This window comes from Sedimenticola hydrogenitrophicus (assembly GCF_025175675.1).
Lineage (GTDB): Bacteria > Pseudomonadota > Gammaproteobacteria > Chromatiales > Chromatiaceae > Sedimenticola > Sedimenticola hydrogenitrophicus.
Map to the genome: position 1 here is coordinate 18,582 of NZ_JANIOA010000033.1, position 18,032 is coordinate 36,613.

The following is an 18,032-nucleotide window of genomic DNA, read 5'->3' on the forward strand; positions in this document are numbered from 1 at the left end:
GTCAGTCGCGGAAATTGATGTACTTGAGGGGCAGGTCGAATTCGGCCTCCCTGAACAGAGCGATCACCTGCTGCAGATCGTCCCGGTTCTTGCCGGTCACCCGCACTTGGTCGCCCTGGATCTGCGCCTGCACCTTGAGTTTGGCGCCCTTGATCAACTTCACCATCTTGCGCGCCGTGTCGGCTTCGATGCCCTGCCTGATCAGCACCTTCTGGGTGGCGGCATTTAGCGTGGTTTCGGGGTCCCCGATATCCATGCAGGCGAGATCCACCTTCCGCTTGACCATCTTCTGGCGCAGGATATCCAGCATCTGCTGCAGCTGAAACTCCTGCTGGCCCTTCAGGGTGACCTCGGTGTCATTCAGCTCGAAGCTGCACTTGGTTCCCTTGAAATCGAAGCGGGTGGACACTTCGCGTTTGGCCTGGTCGACGGCGTTGCGGACCTCCTGGATATCCACTTCGGAGACGATATCAAATGATGGCACGGGGCCACTCCTCTGTTAGGTTGCTCGGGCCATAAAGGCTACCACACTCAGGCCCTCGGGTGATGCTGCTGGTGCATGCTCTTCAGGCGCTCCCGCGCCACATGGGTATAGATCTGGGTAGTGGAGAGATCGCTGTGTCCCAGCAGCATCTGCACCACCCGCAGGTCGGCCCCATGATTCAGCAAGTGGGTGGCGAAGGCGTGGCGCAAGGTGTGGGGCGAGAGGTGTTTATGGATCCCGGCCGCCGCGGCGTGTTTCTTGATCCGGTACCAGAACGCCTGCCGGGTCATGGCGGCACCGCGCCGGGTGGGGAACACGTCATCGCTGAGCCGCTCGCCGAGCAGATCGTAACGCGCCGTGCGGATGAAACGGGTAAGCCACTCCATCGCCTCGTCGCCCAGGGGCACCAGGCGCTCCTTGCCCCCCTTGCCCATTACCCGGACCAGCCCCTGGTTCAGACCGAGCTGGGCAAAGCGCAGTTCGACCAGTTCCGACACCCGCAGGCCGGTGGCGTACAGCAGCTCCAGCATGGCCCGGTCCCGCAGCCCTTCCGGGTCCTCCGTCTCCGGCGCCTCCAGCAGCGCCTCCACCTCCTGTTCGGTGAGTGACTTGGGCAGGGGGCGTCCCAGCCGGGGCGCGTCGATCCGGGTCGACGGGTCCACCCGGACCCAACCCTCGCGCAGGGCATGCTGATAGAACTGGCGCAGACAGGAGAGCAGGCGCGCCGAGGAGCGCGCCTTGGTTCCGGCCCGTGCCCGGGCCGCCAGATACTCCAGCAGATCCTCCCGGTGTGCCGCCAGCAGGGTGGCGCCCCGCTCCCGGCTCAACCATTCGGCCAGTTTGGCCAGATCCGACTGATAGGCGGCCAGGGTATTGCGGCTGAGTCCCCGCTCCATCCACAGCGCATCGGCAAACCGCTCGATGATCGCGTCATCCGCCGCTTCTGACATAACCTACCACCCGGCATAACCCTCTGATTATTCAAACCACAATTGACTACCCCCAACAAAGCCGGGGCTTATTCCGTGAGCGCTCCAAAGTCGCCACCACACCATGAGCCGTCCAGAACGACCGAACAACCTTCCGAACCCACGGCTCTTTCCCGGTCCCGAATCGTTAGAATTTATCCTCTCGCAAAGACGCCAAGTACGCCAAGAAAAACCGATGCCTTGCTTTAAACTTTGCGTTCTTGGCGTCTTGGCGAGAGTTCTTCTGCCATCTTTCTTTCATTCAGCGGCGCTTGACCGACGCACAGGTCAAACCTGATGAGTCCCCCGGCGCAGCCGGAGGATTGGCCTGGTGGTTTACAATGCCGCGGTTATCGGCCGTGGCCACATCATACACCGCGCGGCAGGTGGCCGCCGCACCAGGCATTGCACCCCACCGGGCGAATAGGGGATCATAGGCCGCACATTCAACAGCCACCAAAGCAGCGCATGAGATTTCACGGACCGGCCCCCGATAACAGCACCCCCCCCTGCACCGGTATCCTGATCACCAACCTGGGCACGCCCGACTCACCCGCGGTGGCCGACGTCAGAAGCTATCTGCAGGAGTTCCTCAGCGACCCCCGGGTGGTGGAGGTTCCGCGCCCGCTCTGGTGGCTGGTATTGCACGGGTTCATCCTGCGAATCCGCCCGAAACGCTCGGCTGCGGCCTACCGCAAGGTCTGGACCGAGCAGGGCTCCCCCCTGCTCACCTTCTCGCGGTCGATAGCCGCCGCGCTGCAGCAGACCCTCGATCAATGCCTCGACGCTCCGACCAAGGTGGTACTGGCGATGCGCTACGGTTCCCCGTCCATTGCCGAGGGGCTGGAGAGCCTGCGTCAAGCCAACGCACGGCGCATCCTGGTACTGCCGCTCTATCCGCAATACTCCGCCACCACCACCGCCTCCACCTTCGACGAGATCAGTCGAGTGCTGCGGGGCTGGCGCTGGCTGCCCGAACTCCGCTTCATCAACCACTATCATGACGACCCCGGCTACATCGACGCCCTGGCCGGGAGCGTGCGGGCGTTTTCCCAGGCACATGGCGACTGCGACCGACTGCTACTGTCGTTCCACGGCCTGCCCCAGTCCTACACCGACCAGGGCGACCCCTACGCCGAGGAGTGCAGCGCCACCGCCGAACGCCTGGCCACCACGCTGGACCTACCCGCGGAACGCTGGGCCATTACCTTCCAGTCGCGGGTCGGCCGCCAGCCTTGGCTCCAGCCCTATACCGACCAGACCCTGAAACAGTGGGGCAGCGAGGGGATCAAGCGGGTCCATGTGCTCTGCCCCGGGTTTCCGGCCGACTGCCTGGAGACCCTGGAGGAGATCGGCGAGGAGAACCGTGAGTACTTCCTGTCAGCCGGTGGTGAGGAGTATCACTACATTCCCGCACTGAACGACAGCCCCGCCCACATCGACTTCCTGGCCGACCTCGTGCGCCGCCACCACTGGCGTAACCGCTAGCCCGATCCCGGCAGATTATTGGTAGCCGGGCTTATCCTAATCATCAGCAGAATTGATGGCAAAAGATTAAAGGTCACCTGGGGTTAGCCGCTATCCGTTAACCAACAAGAATCAGGTAACCGCCATGAAGCCGAGCATTCTGCGTACGCTGTTCATTGCCTATATGGGATTTGGTCTGGCCATGGGGCTGCTGTTTCCCCTGTATGCGCAGTTCTTTGTGGAATGGAAACCCGGCATGCAGCTCTGGTTCAACATCGGCTGCATCATTGCCGGCCTCTCCATCGGCATCGCCAACTACTGGGTCTGCAAACAGGTGCTGCTGCGCCGCTTGAGACGCATCTCCGAGGTGGCCCAGGCGATCAGCAACAACGACATCAGCCAGCAGTGCACCCTGGTCAGTCATGACCTGATCGGCGAGATCATCCACAGCTTCAACCAGATGGCGGCCAATCTGCGGGACATGATCGGACGGATAGGGCAGTCCACCCATAACCTGGATGAGAATATCCAGCAGCTGGCCGAGATCGCCGACCGGGAGAGCGACAAGGCGGCCCGGCAGCAGGCGGAGAGCCGCCAGGCAGTGCAGGCCATAGAGGGTATCAGCGACGGGATCCACCAGGTCACCGAGATGGCAACTGAAGCGGCCGGCGCCTCCGGCCAGGCGGATCAGTTCGCCCGCGAGGGGGCCTTGATCGCCACCGAGGCGATCGGCTCCATCTCCGGGCTGATCGGTGACATGAACAAGGCTGGTGATGTGATCGGTCAACTGGATGAGAAAAGCGCCAGCATCGGCATGGTGATGGATGTCATCCGCAACATCGCCGAACAAACCAACCTGCTGGCGTTGAATGCCGCCATCGAGGCGGCCCGGGCGGGCGAGCAGGGGCGTGGCTTCGCCGTGGTGGCCGACGAGGTACGCACCCTTGCGACCCGCACCCAGGAGTCCACCGAAGAGATCGAGAAGATCATCGGTCAGTTGCAGTCCGGTTCCCGTTCGGCCGTAACCATGATGGACAACGCGCGGAGTCGGGGGATGCAGACCGAGGAGCACTTCGAGCGGGCAGCGGAACTGCTGGCGGAGATCGCCGGCGCCATCGCCTCGGTGACACGGATCAGCAACGGCCTGTCCGGCGCCACCGCTTCCCAGAATGCCCTGGTCGACACGCTAAAGGCGCACATGGGGCGTATCGACGAATCCGTCCAGGACACCACCCAGGGCGCCGTAATGGTTGCCGAATCCAGCAACAACCTGAGCCATCAGGCCCACGAACTGCGTCACATGCTGGAGCAGTTCCGACACTGATCAGCCGGATGCAGGGGCAGGCCCCCGTGCCTGCCCGGGCCGCGCACCAAACCGCCCCAAGGGCAACCACGGGGGGTTACCCCACGGGTTGTCTTGAAACAGGGTGGCCTCCGCGCCATAGGGGCAGGCCCCCGTGCCTGCCCAAATCGACCACCAAACTGCCCCAAGGGTAACCACGGGGGGTTGTCCCTACGGGTTGTCTTGAAACAGGGTGGCCTCCGCGGCATAAATCCATCCCTGGACAAAAAAAGCCCGGCGGTTAGCCGGGCTTTTTTTGTCGGAGGCAGTCGTTATTTCAACTTGCCGATGCCCAACATCTTGAGGATGTACTTCTCGTAAATCGGTTCCGTGGTCCCCTTCTTCATCTTGCGGATGAAGTACTTCTCGAAGGCGATCTTGGCCATGTGCACCCATTTGCCCTTCTTGAACCAGGCGACGTTGCGCGGCGGGATCTGCGGCAGGGCCACGAAGGCGGCACCGGTATCCCCCATGTCGGCCAGACAGATGGCGTTCCAGGTGGCGTTGGTGGAGAGTTCGCGTCCGGCGATATCGTCGGCAATATTGTGCACGATAGCGGTGACCATGGACTCGATCATATAACCGGTCTTGGGCGCACCGGTCGGCACCGCCGTCGCCTCGACCGGGGGAATGGCGATGCAGACCCCGGCGGAGAAGATATTCGGGAAGGTCGGGTTGCGCTGATGGCTGTCGACAAAGACGAAACCGCGCGGATTGCACAGCCCCTCTACATTGGCGACCGCATCCACCCCCTTGAAGGCCGGCAGCATCATCGAATATTTGAAATCCAGCTCGTGATTCTTGATCAGGTGACCGCTGTCATCGTACTGCTCGACATGCATCTTGCCCGCTTCCACCTTGGTCACCTTGGCGTTGGTGATCCAGTTGATGTGGTGGGCACGCAGATCGGACTCCAGGAAGCCCTTGGAATCGCCCACACCGCCCAGCCCCAGATGGCCGATATAGGGCTCGGAGGTCACATAGGTCATGGGTACCTTGTCGCGGATCTTGCGCTTGCGCAGATCGGCATCCATGATGAAGGCGAACTCGTAGGCGGGTCCGAAACAGCTGGCAAAGGGCATGGCGCCGATGACCACGTGTCCGGGATTTTCGAGCAACTGCTGATAGGCATCGTAGGCGCCCAGGGCGTGATCCACGGTACAGATCGACTGGGTATTGCCGATCGCCGGACCAGCGCCTTCCACCTCTTCGAAAAACAGCTTCGGGCCGGTGGCGATGACCAGGTAGTCGTAGCTGACCACTTCGCCATCTTCCATTTCGAGCGTATTGCCTTGCGCATCGATCTTGCTACAGCGTTTGGCGATAAAGCTGATGCCTTTGCGTTCCAGGTGAGGACGTATGTCAAATGTGACGCTGGCCCGGTCGCGCCAGCCCACCGCCACCCAGGGATTGGAGGGGGTGAACTGAAACTCCTCCCGTTCGTTGACTACCGTGACCTGGTGCCCCTTGCCCAGGGCCTCTTTCAATTCATAGGCACAGGGCATGCCCCCGGTACCTGCCCCTAATACAACGATATGAGCCATTCTCTCTTCCTCCCAACGAACGTCGCTGTTAACAATGCTCCCCACCCGCCTCCGCGATCTGTCGGTCAAGCCCGACAGACTGCAAACCGGCACTCGAACCTCACGGGTCCACTCCTGGACCCCGGTGGCAAGCCCTTCTCTAATAATAAATAGTCATCCTGACATCCCGCGATGCCGTGACCCATACCGCGCAAGGTTTCCCTACGCGACGGGTGATGCCCCTTGCTTTCCGGCTCTGCTCAGGTAATCAAACAGGGTCTGAAAGCGAATCTTGTCGGGCTTGTCGAACACCGGGTCGGCGTGACTGGGTGACTGATCAATGATCCCGGCCCAATCCTGCTCCTCCAGCATTTCATCCAACAGCGGGAATGCCTCCTGCTCCTCAAGATCGATGTGCTGACGTTGCAGGGCAATAAATTCACGTCCCTGCACCTCCAGCTCGTCCCGCGGCATCACCCCGCCCTGGTAGATATTCTCCAGGGAGTTGCGGAAGGTTCGGGTCAGCTGCGCCAGCTCCTGATGCTGCTGTATCAGGCGATCCATAAGATCCGCCCGATCAGCCACCCGGGATTTGGCCGCGCTGAACATCACATTCTCCAACGGATGGTGTCCCTGGTCGGCGTAGGCCTCCATGTATTCCAACAGTTCGATCTTAAGGTCAAAATCCGACTCGCGACCCGCCAGAAAATGATCAAGCTGAGACGTCAGCAGATCAAGAATCTTTTCCAAATTCCTATGATCTTTTTGTAGTTTTTCCAGTAGATAATGCATGGGATGCCTCCATATAACAAGCCAAGAATCGAGTGATTCGGGTATAAGTAATTCTTTGTAGGACCTGGAAAGAAATAACTGCGAGGTATTGCGCCGGATTTTCGTTTGCCTTCAAGGCACGGCAAGGCGCGCATAGTCGTTCTATGGAAGTCTTGCCGTAACGCCGAAGGCGGACGAAAAGACCAGCAAGACGTCGTAGTTATTTATTGACAGGCCCTCACTACCCGTAAAATCTGTTTCGGTTCCCCGGAAGCGAAGTGTCCTCGGGGACATTCAGGGCTGACAGGCTGCTCATCGGAGCCTGCGGGATAGTTACATCCTACCCCATCCCGGTCCCGCGCACCTCACCCGAATGGGGGTGCAGCAACCGGTCGGCCGAACCGCCCATCGCCACAGACAAAACCATATCCCGATCATACGATCTGTATTCACCGACACCAAGTCCCGTGTTCATTTCCGCCGGTACCCACGCGGCGGATCCTGCCCGCCGAATCCAGCGACCCGATCCAACGCCCCCCGGCCAAGTTGTTACTATTGGTAACGGCTGGTACTCTTGGCGGATGCAAAAGCACCCGGACCCAATCAGGCTGCGAGAGAGTGCACTGTTACTGGCGCTCTTCGCCCTGTTTCTTTTCGCTTCCCCCCTGACAATCTGGTGGGCCTCCGACCATGCCCACTGGCTGATGCCCTACGCGCTGTGGCTGTTTGTCATCCTGCTGGGAGCCTGGTTACGTCGACGATACCCACACCATGACCTATGACCTGGAGATCCTGTTCGGGGCCAGTCTGTTCTACCTGCTGCTGCTCTTCTTCGTCGCCTATGTAACCGACAGCGGGTTGGTGCCCGACCGCTGGACCGACAATGCACCGGTCTATGTCCTCTCGCTCGGGGTCTACGCCACCTCCTGGACCTACTACGGCAGCGTCGGCTTCGCCCAGAGCGAGGGCTATCAGTTCCTCACCGTCTACCTGGGAATAACCATCGCCTTCATCCTCAGTCCGGTTTTGCTGCAGCCGCTGTTGCGGCTGACCCGGGACTACCAGCTCACCTCGCTGGCCGATCTGCTCGCCTTCCGCTACCGCAGCCAACTGGGTGGCGTCCTGGTGACCCTGTTCATGCTGCTCGGCTCGCTGCCCTACATCGCCCTGCAGATCCGCGCCGTCACCACCTCCATCCAGGTGCTGACCCATGACGAAATCCCGCAGCTGCTGGCGTTGGGCTTCTGCGGCATGCTGACCCTGTTCTCGATCCTGTTCGGCGCCCGGCACATCTCCCCCCGGGAGAAACACCGCGGCCTGGTGGCCGCCATCGCCTTCGAGTCCCTGGTCAAGATCATCGCCATGCTGATGGTGGGATTCTTTGCCGTCTTCGGCGTATTCTCCGGCCCGGAATCACTCAACCAGTACCTCACCGAGCATCCCGAGGCGCTGCGCAATCTCTACGAACCGGTGCGCGAGGGCCCCTGGACCACCCTGCTGTTCCTCTCCTTCTGCGCCGCCTTCCTGCTGCCGCGGCAGTTCCACATGACCTTCACCGAAAACCTGTCGATGCGCTCCCTGGCGACGGCGAGCTGGGCGTTTCCGCTGTTCCTGCTGCTGCTCAATCTCTCCATCCCGCCGATCCTGTGGGCGGGCGAGTATCTGCAGCTGGAGATGGACGCCGACTATTATGTGCTCGGCATCACCCTGAGCAAGGGCCCGACCTGGCTGCCGATCCTGGCCTTTATCGGCGGCGTCTCGGCTGCCAGCGCCATGGTGATCGTCTGCACCCTGGCGCTCTCCTCCATGTGCCTGAACCATCTGTTGCTGCCGGCCAGTTACCCGGACCCCAAGGTGGATATCTATCGCTGGCTGTTGTGGGGCCGGCGCCTGCTGATCGGGCTGATCATCTTCGCCGGTTACATCTTCTACGAGGTGCTGGAACACAATCAGGGGCTGGTGCAACTGGGGCTGATCTCGTTCGTCGCGGTCGCCCAGTTCCTGCCCGGCATCATCGGCCTGCTCTACTGGCGCCGCGCCACCCGCGAGGGGTTTATCGTCGGGCTGCTCGGCGGCATCGCCATCTGGATCATCACCCTGCTGCTGCCGCTGCTGGAAAAATCGGGCTTTATCAGCACCGGCATCGACGTGCCCGCCATGCGCGATCTCTCCGGGCTGGATCAGTGGGAGTTCTCCACCTTCTGGTCCCTCGCCTGCAACGGCCTGCTGTTCGTGATCGTCTCCCTGTTGACCCGCCAGTCACCCGAGGAGGAGGAGACCGCATTCGCCTGTCGCAGCGAGGTGGCGCCGATGGCGCCGCTGGCCGGCACCCTGACCGCCGCCTCGCCCACCCAGTTCGCCGAGGGCCTGGCGGTGATGCTGGGACAGGAGGCCGCGGAAATGGAGGTCAACCAGGCGCTGGAGGATCTGCAGCTGGATCGCGGCGAAACCCGGCCGCGCGAGCTGAAGCGGTTGCGCCAGCGGATCGAGCGCAACCTATCTGGCCTGGTGGGGCCGGCGATGGCCCATATGATTATCAATCAGCAGCTCAAGGTCGATGCCGAAGCCAAGACCGCGCTGGCCGACTCCATCCGGCACATGGAGGAACGGATGGAGCAGTCCCGCAGCAAGCTGAAGGGCCTGACCGCCGATCTGGACGCCCTGCGCCGCTACCACCGGCAGATCCTGCTCGACCTGCCCCTGGGGGTCTGCGCGGTCGATCCGGAACACACCGTGATCACCTGGAACCTGGCCCTGGAGGTGATGAGCGGGGTACCCAGTAACGAGGCCACCGGGCGCAAACTCTCCACCCTCACCCAGCCCTGGGGCGAGCTGCTGGCCGGTTTCGCCCTGGCCCAGGATGAGCATATCCACCACATGGAGGTGCCGATCAGCAACCGCCCGCACTGGTTCAACCTACACAAGGCGGCCATTCTCGATCCCGATCTGCCACGCTATCAGACCGGCCCGCGCAGCGGCCTGGTGCTGCTGCTGGAGGATCTCACCGATCTTGAGACCCTGGAGGCGGAGCTGGCCCACAGCGACCGGCTCGCCTCCATCGGCAAGCTGGCGGCCGGCGTGGCCCACGAGATCGGCAACCCGGTCTCCGGGATCGCCTCGCTGGCCCAGAACCTGCTGGAGGAGCGCGACGAACAGACCACTCAGGAGAGTATCGAGGCGATCCTGCAGCAGACCCGCCGGATCAGCAGCATCGTCCACTCGCTGATGAACTACAGCCGCAGCGGGCGCATCGGCCTCAATTTCGAGACCTTCAACCTGAAGGAGATCATGGCGGAGGCGATCCAGCTGGTGGGCCTGACCCGTGCCGGCAAACACGTAGCCTTCAGCAACGGCTGTCCCGAGGGCCTGAGCATGAAGGGGGATCGCCAGCGGCTGGCCCAGGTGATGGTCAACCTGCTGACCAACGCCTGCGACGCCTCGAAACCGGGCGACCGGGTGGAGATCTTCGCCTTCGCCTCCGACACCCAGCTGCAGATCGAGGTGATGGATCAGGGGGAAGGGATACCGGAAGAGGTGCAGGGCGAGATCTTCGAGCCCTTCTTCACCACCAAGGACGCCGGCAAGGGTACCGGACTGGGTCTGCCCATGGTGGGCAAGATCATCGATGAACATAATGGCACAATAGAGATCGACTCGGCGCCGGGAATCGGCACCCGGGTCATCATCCAGCTGCCCCAACACATGGACCCCAAACGTCATGAGTCAGATATTGGTTATTGAGGATGAATCAGTCATCCGTAGCGCCGTCGATCGTCTCCTGACCCGCCGCGGCTACACCGTGACCACGGCCGAGTCGGTGGAGGAGGCGGAGCAGAAATTCGACCTGAAGAGCTTCAATCTGATCCTCACCGATGTGCGGCTGCCCGGCGTACCCGGCACCGAGGTGATCAGGCGCGCCCCGGGCGTGCCGGTGCTGATCATGACCAGTTACGCCAGCGTACGCTCGGCGGTGGACTCCATGAAGCAGGGCGCCATCGACTATATCGCCAAACCGTTCGACCATGACGAACTGGTGATGCTGATCGAGCGCACCCTGAAGCAGGAGAAGCTGGAGCGCAAGACCGAGGTGCTGAAATCGGACCTGGACAAGACCTATCCGGTCGACGGCATGGTGGGGAAATGCCCGGCCATGCAGGAGGTGTGCCGGCGCATCACCAAGGTCGCCCCCACCGACTCCACGGTGCTGATCCTCGGCGAATCCGGCACCGGCAAGGAGCTGGTGGCCCGCGCCCTGCACGAACAGAGCCTGCGCAAGGATGCACCGATCGTTACCGTCAACTGTGCCGCCATCCCCGAAACCCTGATCGAATCGGAGCTGTTCGGCCATGAAAAGGGCGCCTTCACCGGCGCTGACTCGGCCCGCACCGGGCTGATCGAGGCGGCCGAGGGCGGCACCCTGTTTCTCGATGAGATCGGCGAACTGCCCCTCGCCGCCCAGGCCCGGCTGTTGCGGGTGCTGCAGAACGGCGAGATCCGCCGGGTCGGTTCGGAGCAGTCGCGGCTGGTGGACGTGCGGCTGATCGCCGCCACCCATAGGGACCTGAAGCGGCGGGTCCAGGATAGCGAATTCCGCAGCGATCTCTATTTCCGCCTGCGGGTCGTGGAACTCAACCTGCCGCCCCTGCGGGAGCGGGGCCAGGACCTGGTGGAGCTGGCCGTGTTCCTGCTGGAGAAGACCCGCAAGCAACTCAACCGTGCCCCCATGACCCTCGGTCAGGCGGCCATCGACACCATCACCACCTACGGCTGGCCGGGCAATGTGCGGGAACTGGAGAACGCCCTGGAGCGGGCGGTGATCCTGTGCGAGGAGGATGTCATCACCCCGGACCTGCTGGCGATCGAAAGCAACCACTCCGCCGCCAGCCCGCCAGCCAGCCTGAATCCGGGGAGCGGCGACCTGACCCTGGAAGAGTATTTCCGCCAGTTTGTTCTGGAGAATCAGGAGCAGCTGACCGAAACCGAACTGGCCAAGCGCCTCGGCATCAGCCGCAAGGCGCTGTGGGAACGGCGTCAGCGCTTCGGCATTCCCCGAAGCAGGAAGGGGGCCGGCTGAGCGGCCCTGTTACCGAACCACACGGAGTTGTCACCTTTGGTAACAGCCAAGGGGTAACAGACGCGCCATGAAGCTCGCCAAGCCATTGAGCCTAATAGCTTTATTAAACGGCACAATTCTCGCATAATAGCGGCAGCTTTCGCCTATCGGCCATAGGTCGGCGGCCAAGACAGATACAGATAACAGAACAATTAAAACCATTTGAATTTCACTACTGAGGGGGAATACGACCAATGGACGCAAAGGTTGTCTGGTTGTTTGTATTCGTTGCGCTTTACTGGTCATACTGCATCTTCTGGGGCATCAAGGGCGCGCTGTCGGCAAAGACCGCCAGCGACTATTTCGTCGCCGGCCGGCAGATCTCGCTCTGGGTGTTCATCCTCGCCGCCACCGCCACCTCGTTTTCCGGCTGGACCTTCATGGGACACCCCGGCCTCATCTACCGGGACGGCTTCCAGTACGCCTACGCCTCCTTCTACGCCATCACCATCCCCTTCACCGGGGTGCTGTTTCTCAAGCGCCAGTGGATGCTCGGCAAGCGCTTCGGCTTCATCACCCCGGGCGAGATGCTGGCCTACTACTTCCGCTCCGACACGATCCGCATCCTGGTGGTGCTGGTGGCGCTGATCTTCTCGGTGCCCTACCTCGGTATCCAGCTGCGCGCCTCCGGCTTCCTGTTCAATGTCCTCACCGATGACATGCTGAGCACCAATGTCGGCATGTGGCTACTCTCCATCGTGGTGATCATCTATGTCGCCTCCGGCGGCCTGCGCGCCGTGGCCTATGTCGACTCGGCCCAGGCGATCCTGCTCGGCGGCGGTATTGCCGTGATCGGCATCATCGCCATGAACGAGGTCGGCGGCTTCGAACGCCTCAACCAGGGCATCGCCGCCCTGACCCAGATCGACCCGAGCACCGGCAAGGCGATGTTCGGCGACACCACGCCGGACGGCTACAGCGCCTATATCGCCATCCCCGGGGTAATCCAGTTCGGCGCCGGCCTCGGCAGCGACAGCGCGCCCATCGGCGGCGCCTGGACCGGGGTGATGATACTGACCTACATGTTCGGCCTGATGGGCATCCAGTCGGCCCCGGCCTTCTCCATGTGGGCCTTCGGCAACAAGAGCCCGGAACCCTTCGCCCCGCAGCAGGTGTGGGCCTCCTCCCTGGTGATCGGCTTCATCCTCATGTTCTTCACCGCCATCCAGGGCATCGGCGCCCACTTCCTCGGTGCCGACACCGAATTCATGGCGCGCTTCCCCGAACTGGTCAACAACGTCATGGGCACCGGCCTGGGCGGCATCGACCTGCTGCTGTCCGAGGGCAAGGGCGACATGCTGGTGCCGCAGCTGGTCTACCTGATGTCCGAGACAGCGCCCTGGCTGGTGGGGCTGTTGTCGGTCTGCGCTCTGGCCGCCATGCAGTCGACCGGCGCCGCCTACATGTCCACCGCCGGCGGCATGCTCACCCGCGACCTGCTGAAACGCTTCGTCATCCCCAACGCCAGCCATGCCCAGCAGAAGCTGTACGGCCGCCTGGGCGTGATCCTGATCGTCATCGCCGCGCTGATGGTCGCCTCCACCTCCACCGACGCCCTGGTGCTGCTCGGCGGACTGGCGGTGGCTTACGGATTCCAGATGTGGCCGGCGCTGATCGCCGTCTGCTGGTGGCCCTACCTGACCCGACAGGGGGTCACCGTGGGGCTGATCGCCGGACTGGTCGCGGTCACCCTGACCGAGAGCATCGGCGCCGAGTACATGCCCTGGGGCCGCTGGCCCATGACCCTGCACTCCGCGTTCTGGGGCATCCTGTTCAATCTCGGCCTCGCCATCGGCGTCTCCGCCCTGACCCAGAACGGCAGCGAGCGCGAACACCGCATGATATTCCACAACTTTCTGCGTGATCACGCCTCCCTCTCCCCCGAGAAGCGTGGCCTGATCCCGGCGGCCTGGATTCTCACCCTGGTCTGGTTCTTCTTCGGTATCGGACCCGGCGCGGTGATCGGCAACTGGATATTCGGTGATCCCACCAATGCCGGGACCTGGACCTTCGGCATACCCTCGATCTGGGCCTGGCAGTTGCTCTGGTGGGTACTGGGCGTGGCCATGATGTGGTTTCTCGCCTACCGGATGGAACTCTCCACCGTGCCGCACAAGGAGGTGGTGGCGCTGCATGAGGATATCGGCGACATCCAGTTGGACCTGGACAAACCGGGTTGAGATTGCACCTTTGGACAATGGATAGCCGATACTCGTTATTGTTATTTTCGTGTATTCGGGTGCATTCGTGGCGCGGGTGACTTGCCAGGTCACGGGGTTGAATCGTCGCTACCGCTCCTGATCGTATAGACCGGGAACGCCCGATCAGGACCAAGAGCTGAATCAGACCATGAATCCGATGTTTTATCTCTGGGTCGCAGTGCTGTCAGTGATGCTGTTCTTCCCGGTCAGCAACCTCATCTGGGTAGTCAGCGTGCGTCGGTTGCGACGCAGACTGGGCCGGGAGCTGGCTGCCGAAGAGCTCAACGGACAGAAGAACCGGGCACGTTTTATCAGTCTCATTCTGGTGACCCTGTTCTCCTGGTTTTTCAATTTGTCGGTCAGCGGGGCCGCGCATGGGTGATGCGTACTACCGGATGCTGGTGCGGGTGGCCGTCGTCCTCACCGCCGCCTGGATCGGCTGGACGTTCTATGACAGCGGCCCCGGCGAGTCGACGGTGACCGGCCGGGAGCTGGCGGCAGCCGACCGCTACCTGGAGGATGGCGAGTTTGAACAGGCGCTGGGCATCTTCAGCCAGGTCCATGCGCGGCAACCGGACAACCTCGGGGCGTTGCGGGGCAAGGCACAGGCACTGATGCGCATCGGCATACGCCGGGCGGCCGAGGCGGACCGGCTGGACCCGACGACGCAGCAGCCGGAGATCGCCAGACTGCGGCAGGAGTCGACACAACTGTTGCGGCAGGCCCTGGGGTATTACGACGAAGCGATCGGACGGGAACTGACGGCGGGCGTCAACGAAGGAAACCGGCGTGCCATGGCGGTGGCCCTGGCCAATCGCGGTATCCTCAAGGATCAGCTGGGGGAGTATCGCGGCGCCCTGGCCGATTACCGGGAGGGGCTGCGCCTGGAGCCCGGGCTGGCGGACGGGCCGGGATTTCTCACCCGGTTCCTGCGCAATCAGCCGCAACCGCCGCCCAGCATCGCCGACCGCGCCCGCTATCTCGCCGCGCAGCTGGCGAAACCGGAAGCGGAGCGGCTGATGCGGATACCGGAGCAGGACCACCGGCAGCGTGCCTACCGGCTGGATTAGCCGCGGCTGGGCCACTGCTACAGTAATTTGAGGATATCGACAAACAGAACACGCACGAAAAACAGCAGGGCGATCGCACCGAACAGCAGATGGCCGATATCGTTCTCGCCATCGTCATTGCGATGGGTGAGGGCGTGCCAGGCAATCACGGCGGTAACCAGCAGAAAGATCCAATCGATCAATTGAGCGCCTTCATCGGCAGCAGTTGGCAAGGGAAAATAGCAGTTTTTCTTCCTGAGCTACAGCACAAAACAGAACCCGGACATTTTATATCGTCAACGACAGCAACAGCAACGAATGACACAGCAGAGCGAAACCGTTACAACCGAGCAGATACTTGCCGCCACCCGCACCTTTCGGGATGTCCCGCTGGAGACCCTGCGGGAGCTGGTGGCCTGTGCCAACCGGCGCGTCCTGCCCGGTGGCGTGGCCCTGTTCCGTCCCGGCGAACCGTACCGGAAAGAGATCTATATCCTGCTCGACGGCAATATCGTGATGCACCGCCCCAGCGGCCGCCAGGACACCGTGCTGCCCGGCGATCTGATCGGACTGGCCAACTACCTGGACAAGAACGACTACACCACCAAGACCGTCGCCACCAACCAGTCGGAGATCCTGGCGGTCCCCGAGGAGCGTTTCAAGGCCCTCGAGGAGACGCACCCGGAACTGTTCAACGTGCTCAACCGGGTGATCGCCACCAAGCTCCGGGAGCGCAGCCCGGATCGCTCCATCTCCACCGGGGTGCTGGCGCAGCCGGTCACCCGGGTGATGCGCACCCCGGTCGCCTCCTGCACCCCGGAGACCACGCTACGGGAGGCCTTCAGCATCATGAAGGCACGCAAGATCGGCAGCCTGGTGGTGACCGATGACCAGGGCCGGCTGCGCGGCGTGCTCACCTACGCCGGGCTGGCCGAGGCGGTGATGCTCAAGAGCGCGGACCCGGATGACCAGGTGCTGAAGATGACCCCGGACACCCCGCGGGTGATCGACCCCGACACCGCCCTGTGGGAAGCCGAAGAGATCATGAAACGGCATACCGCAAAGTACCTGATCGTGCTGGAGGAGCAATACCCGATCGGCATGGTCTCCCAGACCGATATCCTGCGCATCCTCATCTCGCGGCCGAGCACCCTGACCAACCGCTTCCGTGAGGCCGACAGCATCAAGGAACTGGCGGAGCTGACGCCGCGACTGGTGGATGCGGCCATCGACATCCAGGAGACCAATCATCGCCCCAGCAGCGCGGTCCGGCTGCTCAGCGAATACCACCTGATCGCCCAGCGACGGGCGGTGGAGCTGACACTGCGCTGGATGGAGACCAAGGACCTGGGCAAGGCGCCGGTCGGCTTCAGCGTGCTGATCATGGGTTCCGGCGGTCGTCTGGAGATGCTGCTCAATCCGGACCAGGACAACGGCATCATTATCGAGGACACACCAATCAGCGAGAACAAGGAAGTGAAGGAGTGGTTCGACCATTTCTGCAACCGGCTGAATCTGAACCTGGACCGGATCGGCTATCCGCTCTGCCCCGGCGCCATCATGGCGCGCAATCCGCTCTACTGCAAAACCCTGTCGAAGTGGAAACAGCAGATCAGCCATATCGCCGACCAGCCCACTGCAAAGGCGGCGCGCTGGTCCAACGTGGTGTTCGATTTCGACACCCTGTACGGCGACGATAGCCTGACCACAGAGCTGCGCCGTCACGCCCTTGCCGAGCTGAAGGAGAAACCGCGACTGCTGAAAATGATGTCCGACGACGACGCCGAGGGAAAACCCGCTATCGGTTTCTTCAATCGATTGGTTACCATGAAGGACGAACAGGGCGAGTATATCGATATCAAGCGCAACGGCCTGCGCATCATCGCCGACGCCGCACGCATCTTCTCGCTGCAGAACGGCATCGCGGCACAGAACACCACCGACCGGCTGAATGCACTGATGCGGGTCGGCAAACTCTCCACCGATTTCAAGGACTCGGTACAGGAGGCCTTCGAGGAACTGCTGGATCTGCTGCTGACCCACCAGATCCGGCAGGCCAAAACAGACAGGGAAGTGAACAAGCTGATCAATCCGGAACGCCTCTCCCCACAGTCACGCAGCACCCTGCGCATGGCCATGCGGGCGGTCAAACGGTTTCAGGAGCAACTGCAGGACGAATACGCAACGGACATATTCTGAGAGAGGAGTGGCAGAGACTTCCCGACAGCCAGATTTGGCGACATCATTCCGCTCCGGCCCAAGGGCCGGAATAACAACTATAAATTACGCATGGTTTGAGTCGGGTCGGGTAGCAGCTGCAAACAAAATATGGCAAGTGAACAACTCGGCGAGTTATTCGGGAGAATACATGCTGGATTCCGGCGCACCCTGAGCAAGGGGGCGCTGCTGGCCGATCCCGGGATGCTGGCGCTGCACCGGCGCCTGCTGTCGATCGATCCGAAACGGCTGGTCACCCGGCCACTGGCGGAGACCCGGTTTGTGGTGGTGGATACCGAGACCACCGGGCTGCAGGCCTACGCCGGTGACGAGATCTGTTCCATCGCCCTGATCGAGATGCAGGGCCTGGAACTGACCGGCAGGGAATTCAATACATTGATTTTTCCGGGGCGCAAGATTCCGGCCGAATCGACCCGCATCCACCGGCTGACCGACGCGGATGTGAAGGACGCTCCTCTGATCGAGGAGGTGATGCTGGAGATCGTGGATTTCATCGGCGAGAGCGTGCTGGTGGGACACCATGTGGGATTCGACATTCGCTTTCTGAACAAGATTCTGCAGCGGGAGCTGCTGTGTCATTTGAAACATCCATGGCTGGATACCATGCTACTCTATCTGGTCCATACCGGCCGGGTTGGACACTATACACTGGAAGAGGTGGCCGACTACGCCAGGGTGGAGGTACAGGGAAGACACACGGCGCGGGGTGACGCCATCACCGCCGCCGAGGTGTTCAGGCGAATCGCCGCGGTATTGACGGAATACAACAATCCGGTCGACCGGCTGATTCAACGGCAATACGAATTGGGACATTTTTAATATTTCAGATAAGCGGATGATCCGCGAATCATCACCAGCAGTTGAGCAGTGCAACTA

General features: G+C 62.0%; 14 protein-coding genes. 9 read left to right on the plus strand and 5 right to left on the minus strand.

Going from position 1 to position 18,032, the window contains the following annotated elements; all coding sequences use genetic code 11:
- Position 1: 1 nt before the first annotated feature.
- Positions 2-484 carry a YajQ family cyclic di-GMP-binding protein gene (locus NPX02_RS15975; protein WP_260294778.1) on the minus strand — a complete coding sequence of 161 codons (483 nt, stop codon included), beginning with the start codon at positions 482-484 and terminating at the stop codon, positions 2-4.
- A 47-nt stretch (positions 485-531) separates the two neighbouring features.
- Positions 532-1,434 (minus strand): site-specific tyrosine recombinase XerD, encoded by a 903-nt coding sequence (xerD, locus tag NPX02_RS15980; RefSeq protein WP_260294779.1) that lies wholly within the window; start codon positions 1,432-1,434, stop codon positions 532-534.
- A gap of 486 nt (positions 1,435-1,920) precedes the next feature.
- Here xerD and hemH point away from each other — a divergent pair, with 486 nt between their 5' ends.
- Positions 1,921-2,940, plus strand: a complete 1,020-nt coding sequence (gene hemH, locus NPX02_RS15985) for a ferrochelatase (RefSeq protein WP_260294781.1) — start codon at positions 1,921-1,923, stop codon at positions 2,938-2,940.
- 124 nt (positions 2,941-3,064) lie between these two features.
- On the plus strand, positions 3,065-4,243 hold the full coding sequence (locus NPX02_RS15990) for a methyl-accepting chemotaxis protein (RefSeq protein WP_260294782.1): 1,179 nt from the start codon (positions 3,065-3,067) through the stop codon (positions 4,241-4,243).
- Between the two features lie 290 nt (positions 4,244-4,533).
- Here the strand turns inward: NPX02_RS15990 and NPX02_RS15995 are convergent, their stop codons facing one another.
- Positions 4,534-5,805, minus strand: coding sequence for an NAD(P)/FAD-dependent oxidoreductase (locus NPX02_RS15995; RefSeq protein ID WP_260294783.1), 1,272 nt, complete (start codon positions 5,803-5,805; stop codon positions 4,534-4,536).
- Between the two features lie 201 nt (positions 5,806-6,006).
- Complete coding sequence (locus NPX02_RS16000; protein ID WP_260294784.1) at positions 6,007-6,576, minus strand: hemerythrin domain-containing protein; 570 nt, start codon at positions 6,574-6,576, stop codon at positions 6,007-6,009.
- 750 nt (positions 6,577-7,326) lie between these two features.
- On the opposite strand from NPX02_RS16000, the gene NPX02_RS16005 reads away from it, so the two are divergent.
- The 5 genes from NPX02_RS16005 to NPX02_RS16025 all read left to right on the plus strand — a co-directional run bounded on the left by NPX02_RS16005 (position 7,327) and on the right by NPX02_RS16025 (position 14,939).
- A complete protein-coding gene (locus NPX02_RS16005) occupies positions 7,327-10,296 on the plus strand; it encodes a sensor histidine kinase (RefSeq protein ID WP_260294785.1) in 2,970 nt (989 codons plus the stop codon).
- On the plus strand, positions 10,274-11,629 hold the full coding sequence (locus NPX02_RS16010) for a sigma-54-dependent transcriptional regulator (RefSeq protein WP_260294786.1): 1,356 nt from the start codon (positions 10,274-10,276) through the stop codon (positions 11,627-11,629). Before NPX02_RS16005 ends, NPX02_RS16010 begins: the two co-directional genes overlap by 23 nt.
- 233 nt (positions 11,630-11,862) lie before the next feature.
- Positions 11,863-13,848, plus strand: coding sequence for a sodium:solute symporter family protein (locus NPX02_RS16015; protein WP_260294787.1), 1,986 nt, complete (start codon positions 11,863-11,865; stop codon positions 13,846-13,848).
- Between the two features lie 169 nt (positions 13,849-14,017).
- Positions 14,018-14,251, plus strand: coding sequence for a hypothetical protein (locus NPX02_RS16020; RefSeq protein ID WP_260294788.1), 234 nt, complete (start codon positions 14,018-14,020; stop codon positions 14,249-14,251).
- Positions 14,244-14,939, plus strand: a complete 696-nt coding sequence (locus NPX02_RS16025; protein ID WP_260294789.1) for a tetratricopeptide repeat protein — start codon at positions 14,244-14,246, stop codon at positions 14,937-14,939. The genes NPX02_RS16020 and NPX02_RS16025 overlap by 8 nt, the downstream gene beginning before the upstream one ends.
- Positions 14,940-14,956: 17 nt before the next feature.
- Here the strand turns inward: NPX02_RS16025 and NPX02_RS16030 are convergent, their stop codons facing one another.
- A complete protein-coding gene (locus NPX02_RS16030) occupies positions 14,957-15,121 on the minus strand; it encodes a hypothetical protein (protein WP_260294790.1) in 165 nt (54 codons plus the stop codon).
- A gap of 115 nt (positions 15,122-15,236) precedes the next feature.
- On the opposite strand from NPX02_RS16030, the gene NPX02_RS16035 reads away from it, so the two are divergent.
- Positions 15,237-17,117 carry a putative nucleotidyltransferase substrate binding domain-containing protein gene (locus NPX02_RS16035; protein WP_260294791.1) on the plus strand — a complete coding sequence of 627 codons (1,881 nt, stop codon included), beginning with the start codon at positions 15,237-15,239 and terminating at the stop codon, positions 17,115-17,117.
- A 129-nt stretch (positions 17,118-17,246) separates the two neighbouring features.
- A complete protein-coding gene (locus NPX02_RS16040; protein ID WP_260294792.1) occupies positions 17,247-17,975 on the plus strand; it encodes a 3'-5' exonuclease in 729 nt (242 codons plus the stop codon).
- The last annotated feature ends 57 nt before the right edge of the window (positions 17,976-18,032 follow it).

Bases quoted from the DNA above. Each gene is read 5' to 3' on its own strand.
- xerD (WP_260294779.1), bottom strand. From the start codon at position 1,434: ATGTCAGAAGCGGCGGATGACGCGATCATCGAGCGGTTTGCCGATGCG.
- hemH (WP_260294781.1), top strand. From the start codon at position 1,921: ATGAGATTTCACGGACCGGCCCCCGATAACAGCACCCCCCCCTGCACC.
- NPX02_RS15990 (WP_260294782.1), top strand. From the start codon at position 3,065: ATGAAGCCGAGCATTCTGCGTACGCTGTTCATTGCCTATATGGGATTT.
- NPX02_RS15995 (WP_260294783.1), bottom strand. From the start codon at position 5,805: ATGGCTCATATCGTTGTATTAGGGGCAGGTACCGGGGGCATGCCCTGT.
- NPX02_RS16000 (WP_260294784.1), bottom strand. From the start codon at position 6,576: ATGCATTATCTACTGGAAAAACTACAAAAAGATCATAGGAATTTGGAA.
- NPX02_RS16005 (WP_260294785.1), top strand. From the start codon at position 7,327: ATGACCTATGACCTGGAGATCCTGTTCGGGGCCAGTCTGTTCTACCTG.
- NPX02_RS16010 (WP_260294786.1), top strand. From the start codon at position 10,274: ATGAGTCAGATATTGGTTATTGAGGATGAATCAGTCATCCGTAGCGCC.
- NPX02_RS16015 (WP_260294787.1), top strand. From the start codon at position 11,863: ATGGACGCAAAGGTTGTCTGGTTGTTTGTATTCGTTGCGCTTTACTGG.
- NPX02_RS16020 (WP_260294788.1), top strand. From the start codon at position 14,018: ATGAATCCGATGTTTTATCTCTGGGTCGCAGTGCTGTCAGTGATGCTG.
- NPX02_RS16025 (WP_260294789.1), top strand. From the start codon at position 14,244: ATGGGTGATGCGTACTACCGGATGCTGGTGCGGGTGGCCGTCGTCCTC.
- NPX02_RS16035 (WP_260294791.1), top strand. From the start codon at position 15,237: ATGACACAGCAGAGCGAAACCGTTACAACCGAGCAGATACTTGCCGCC.
- NPX02_RS16040 (WP_260294792.1), top strand. From the start codon at position 17,247: ATGGCAAGTGAACAACTCGGCGAGTTATTCGGGAGAATACATGCTGGA.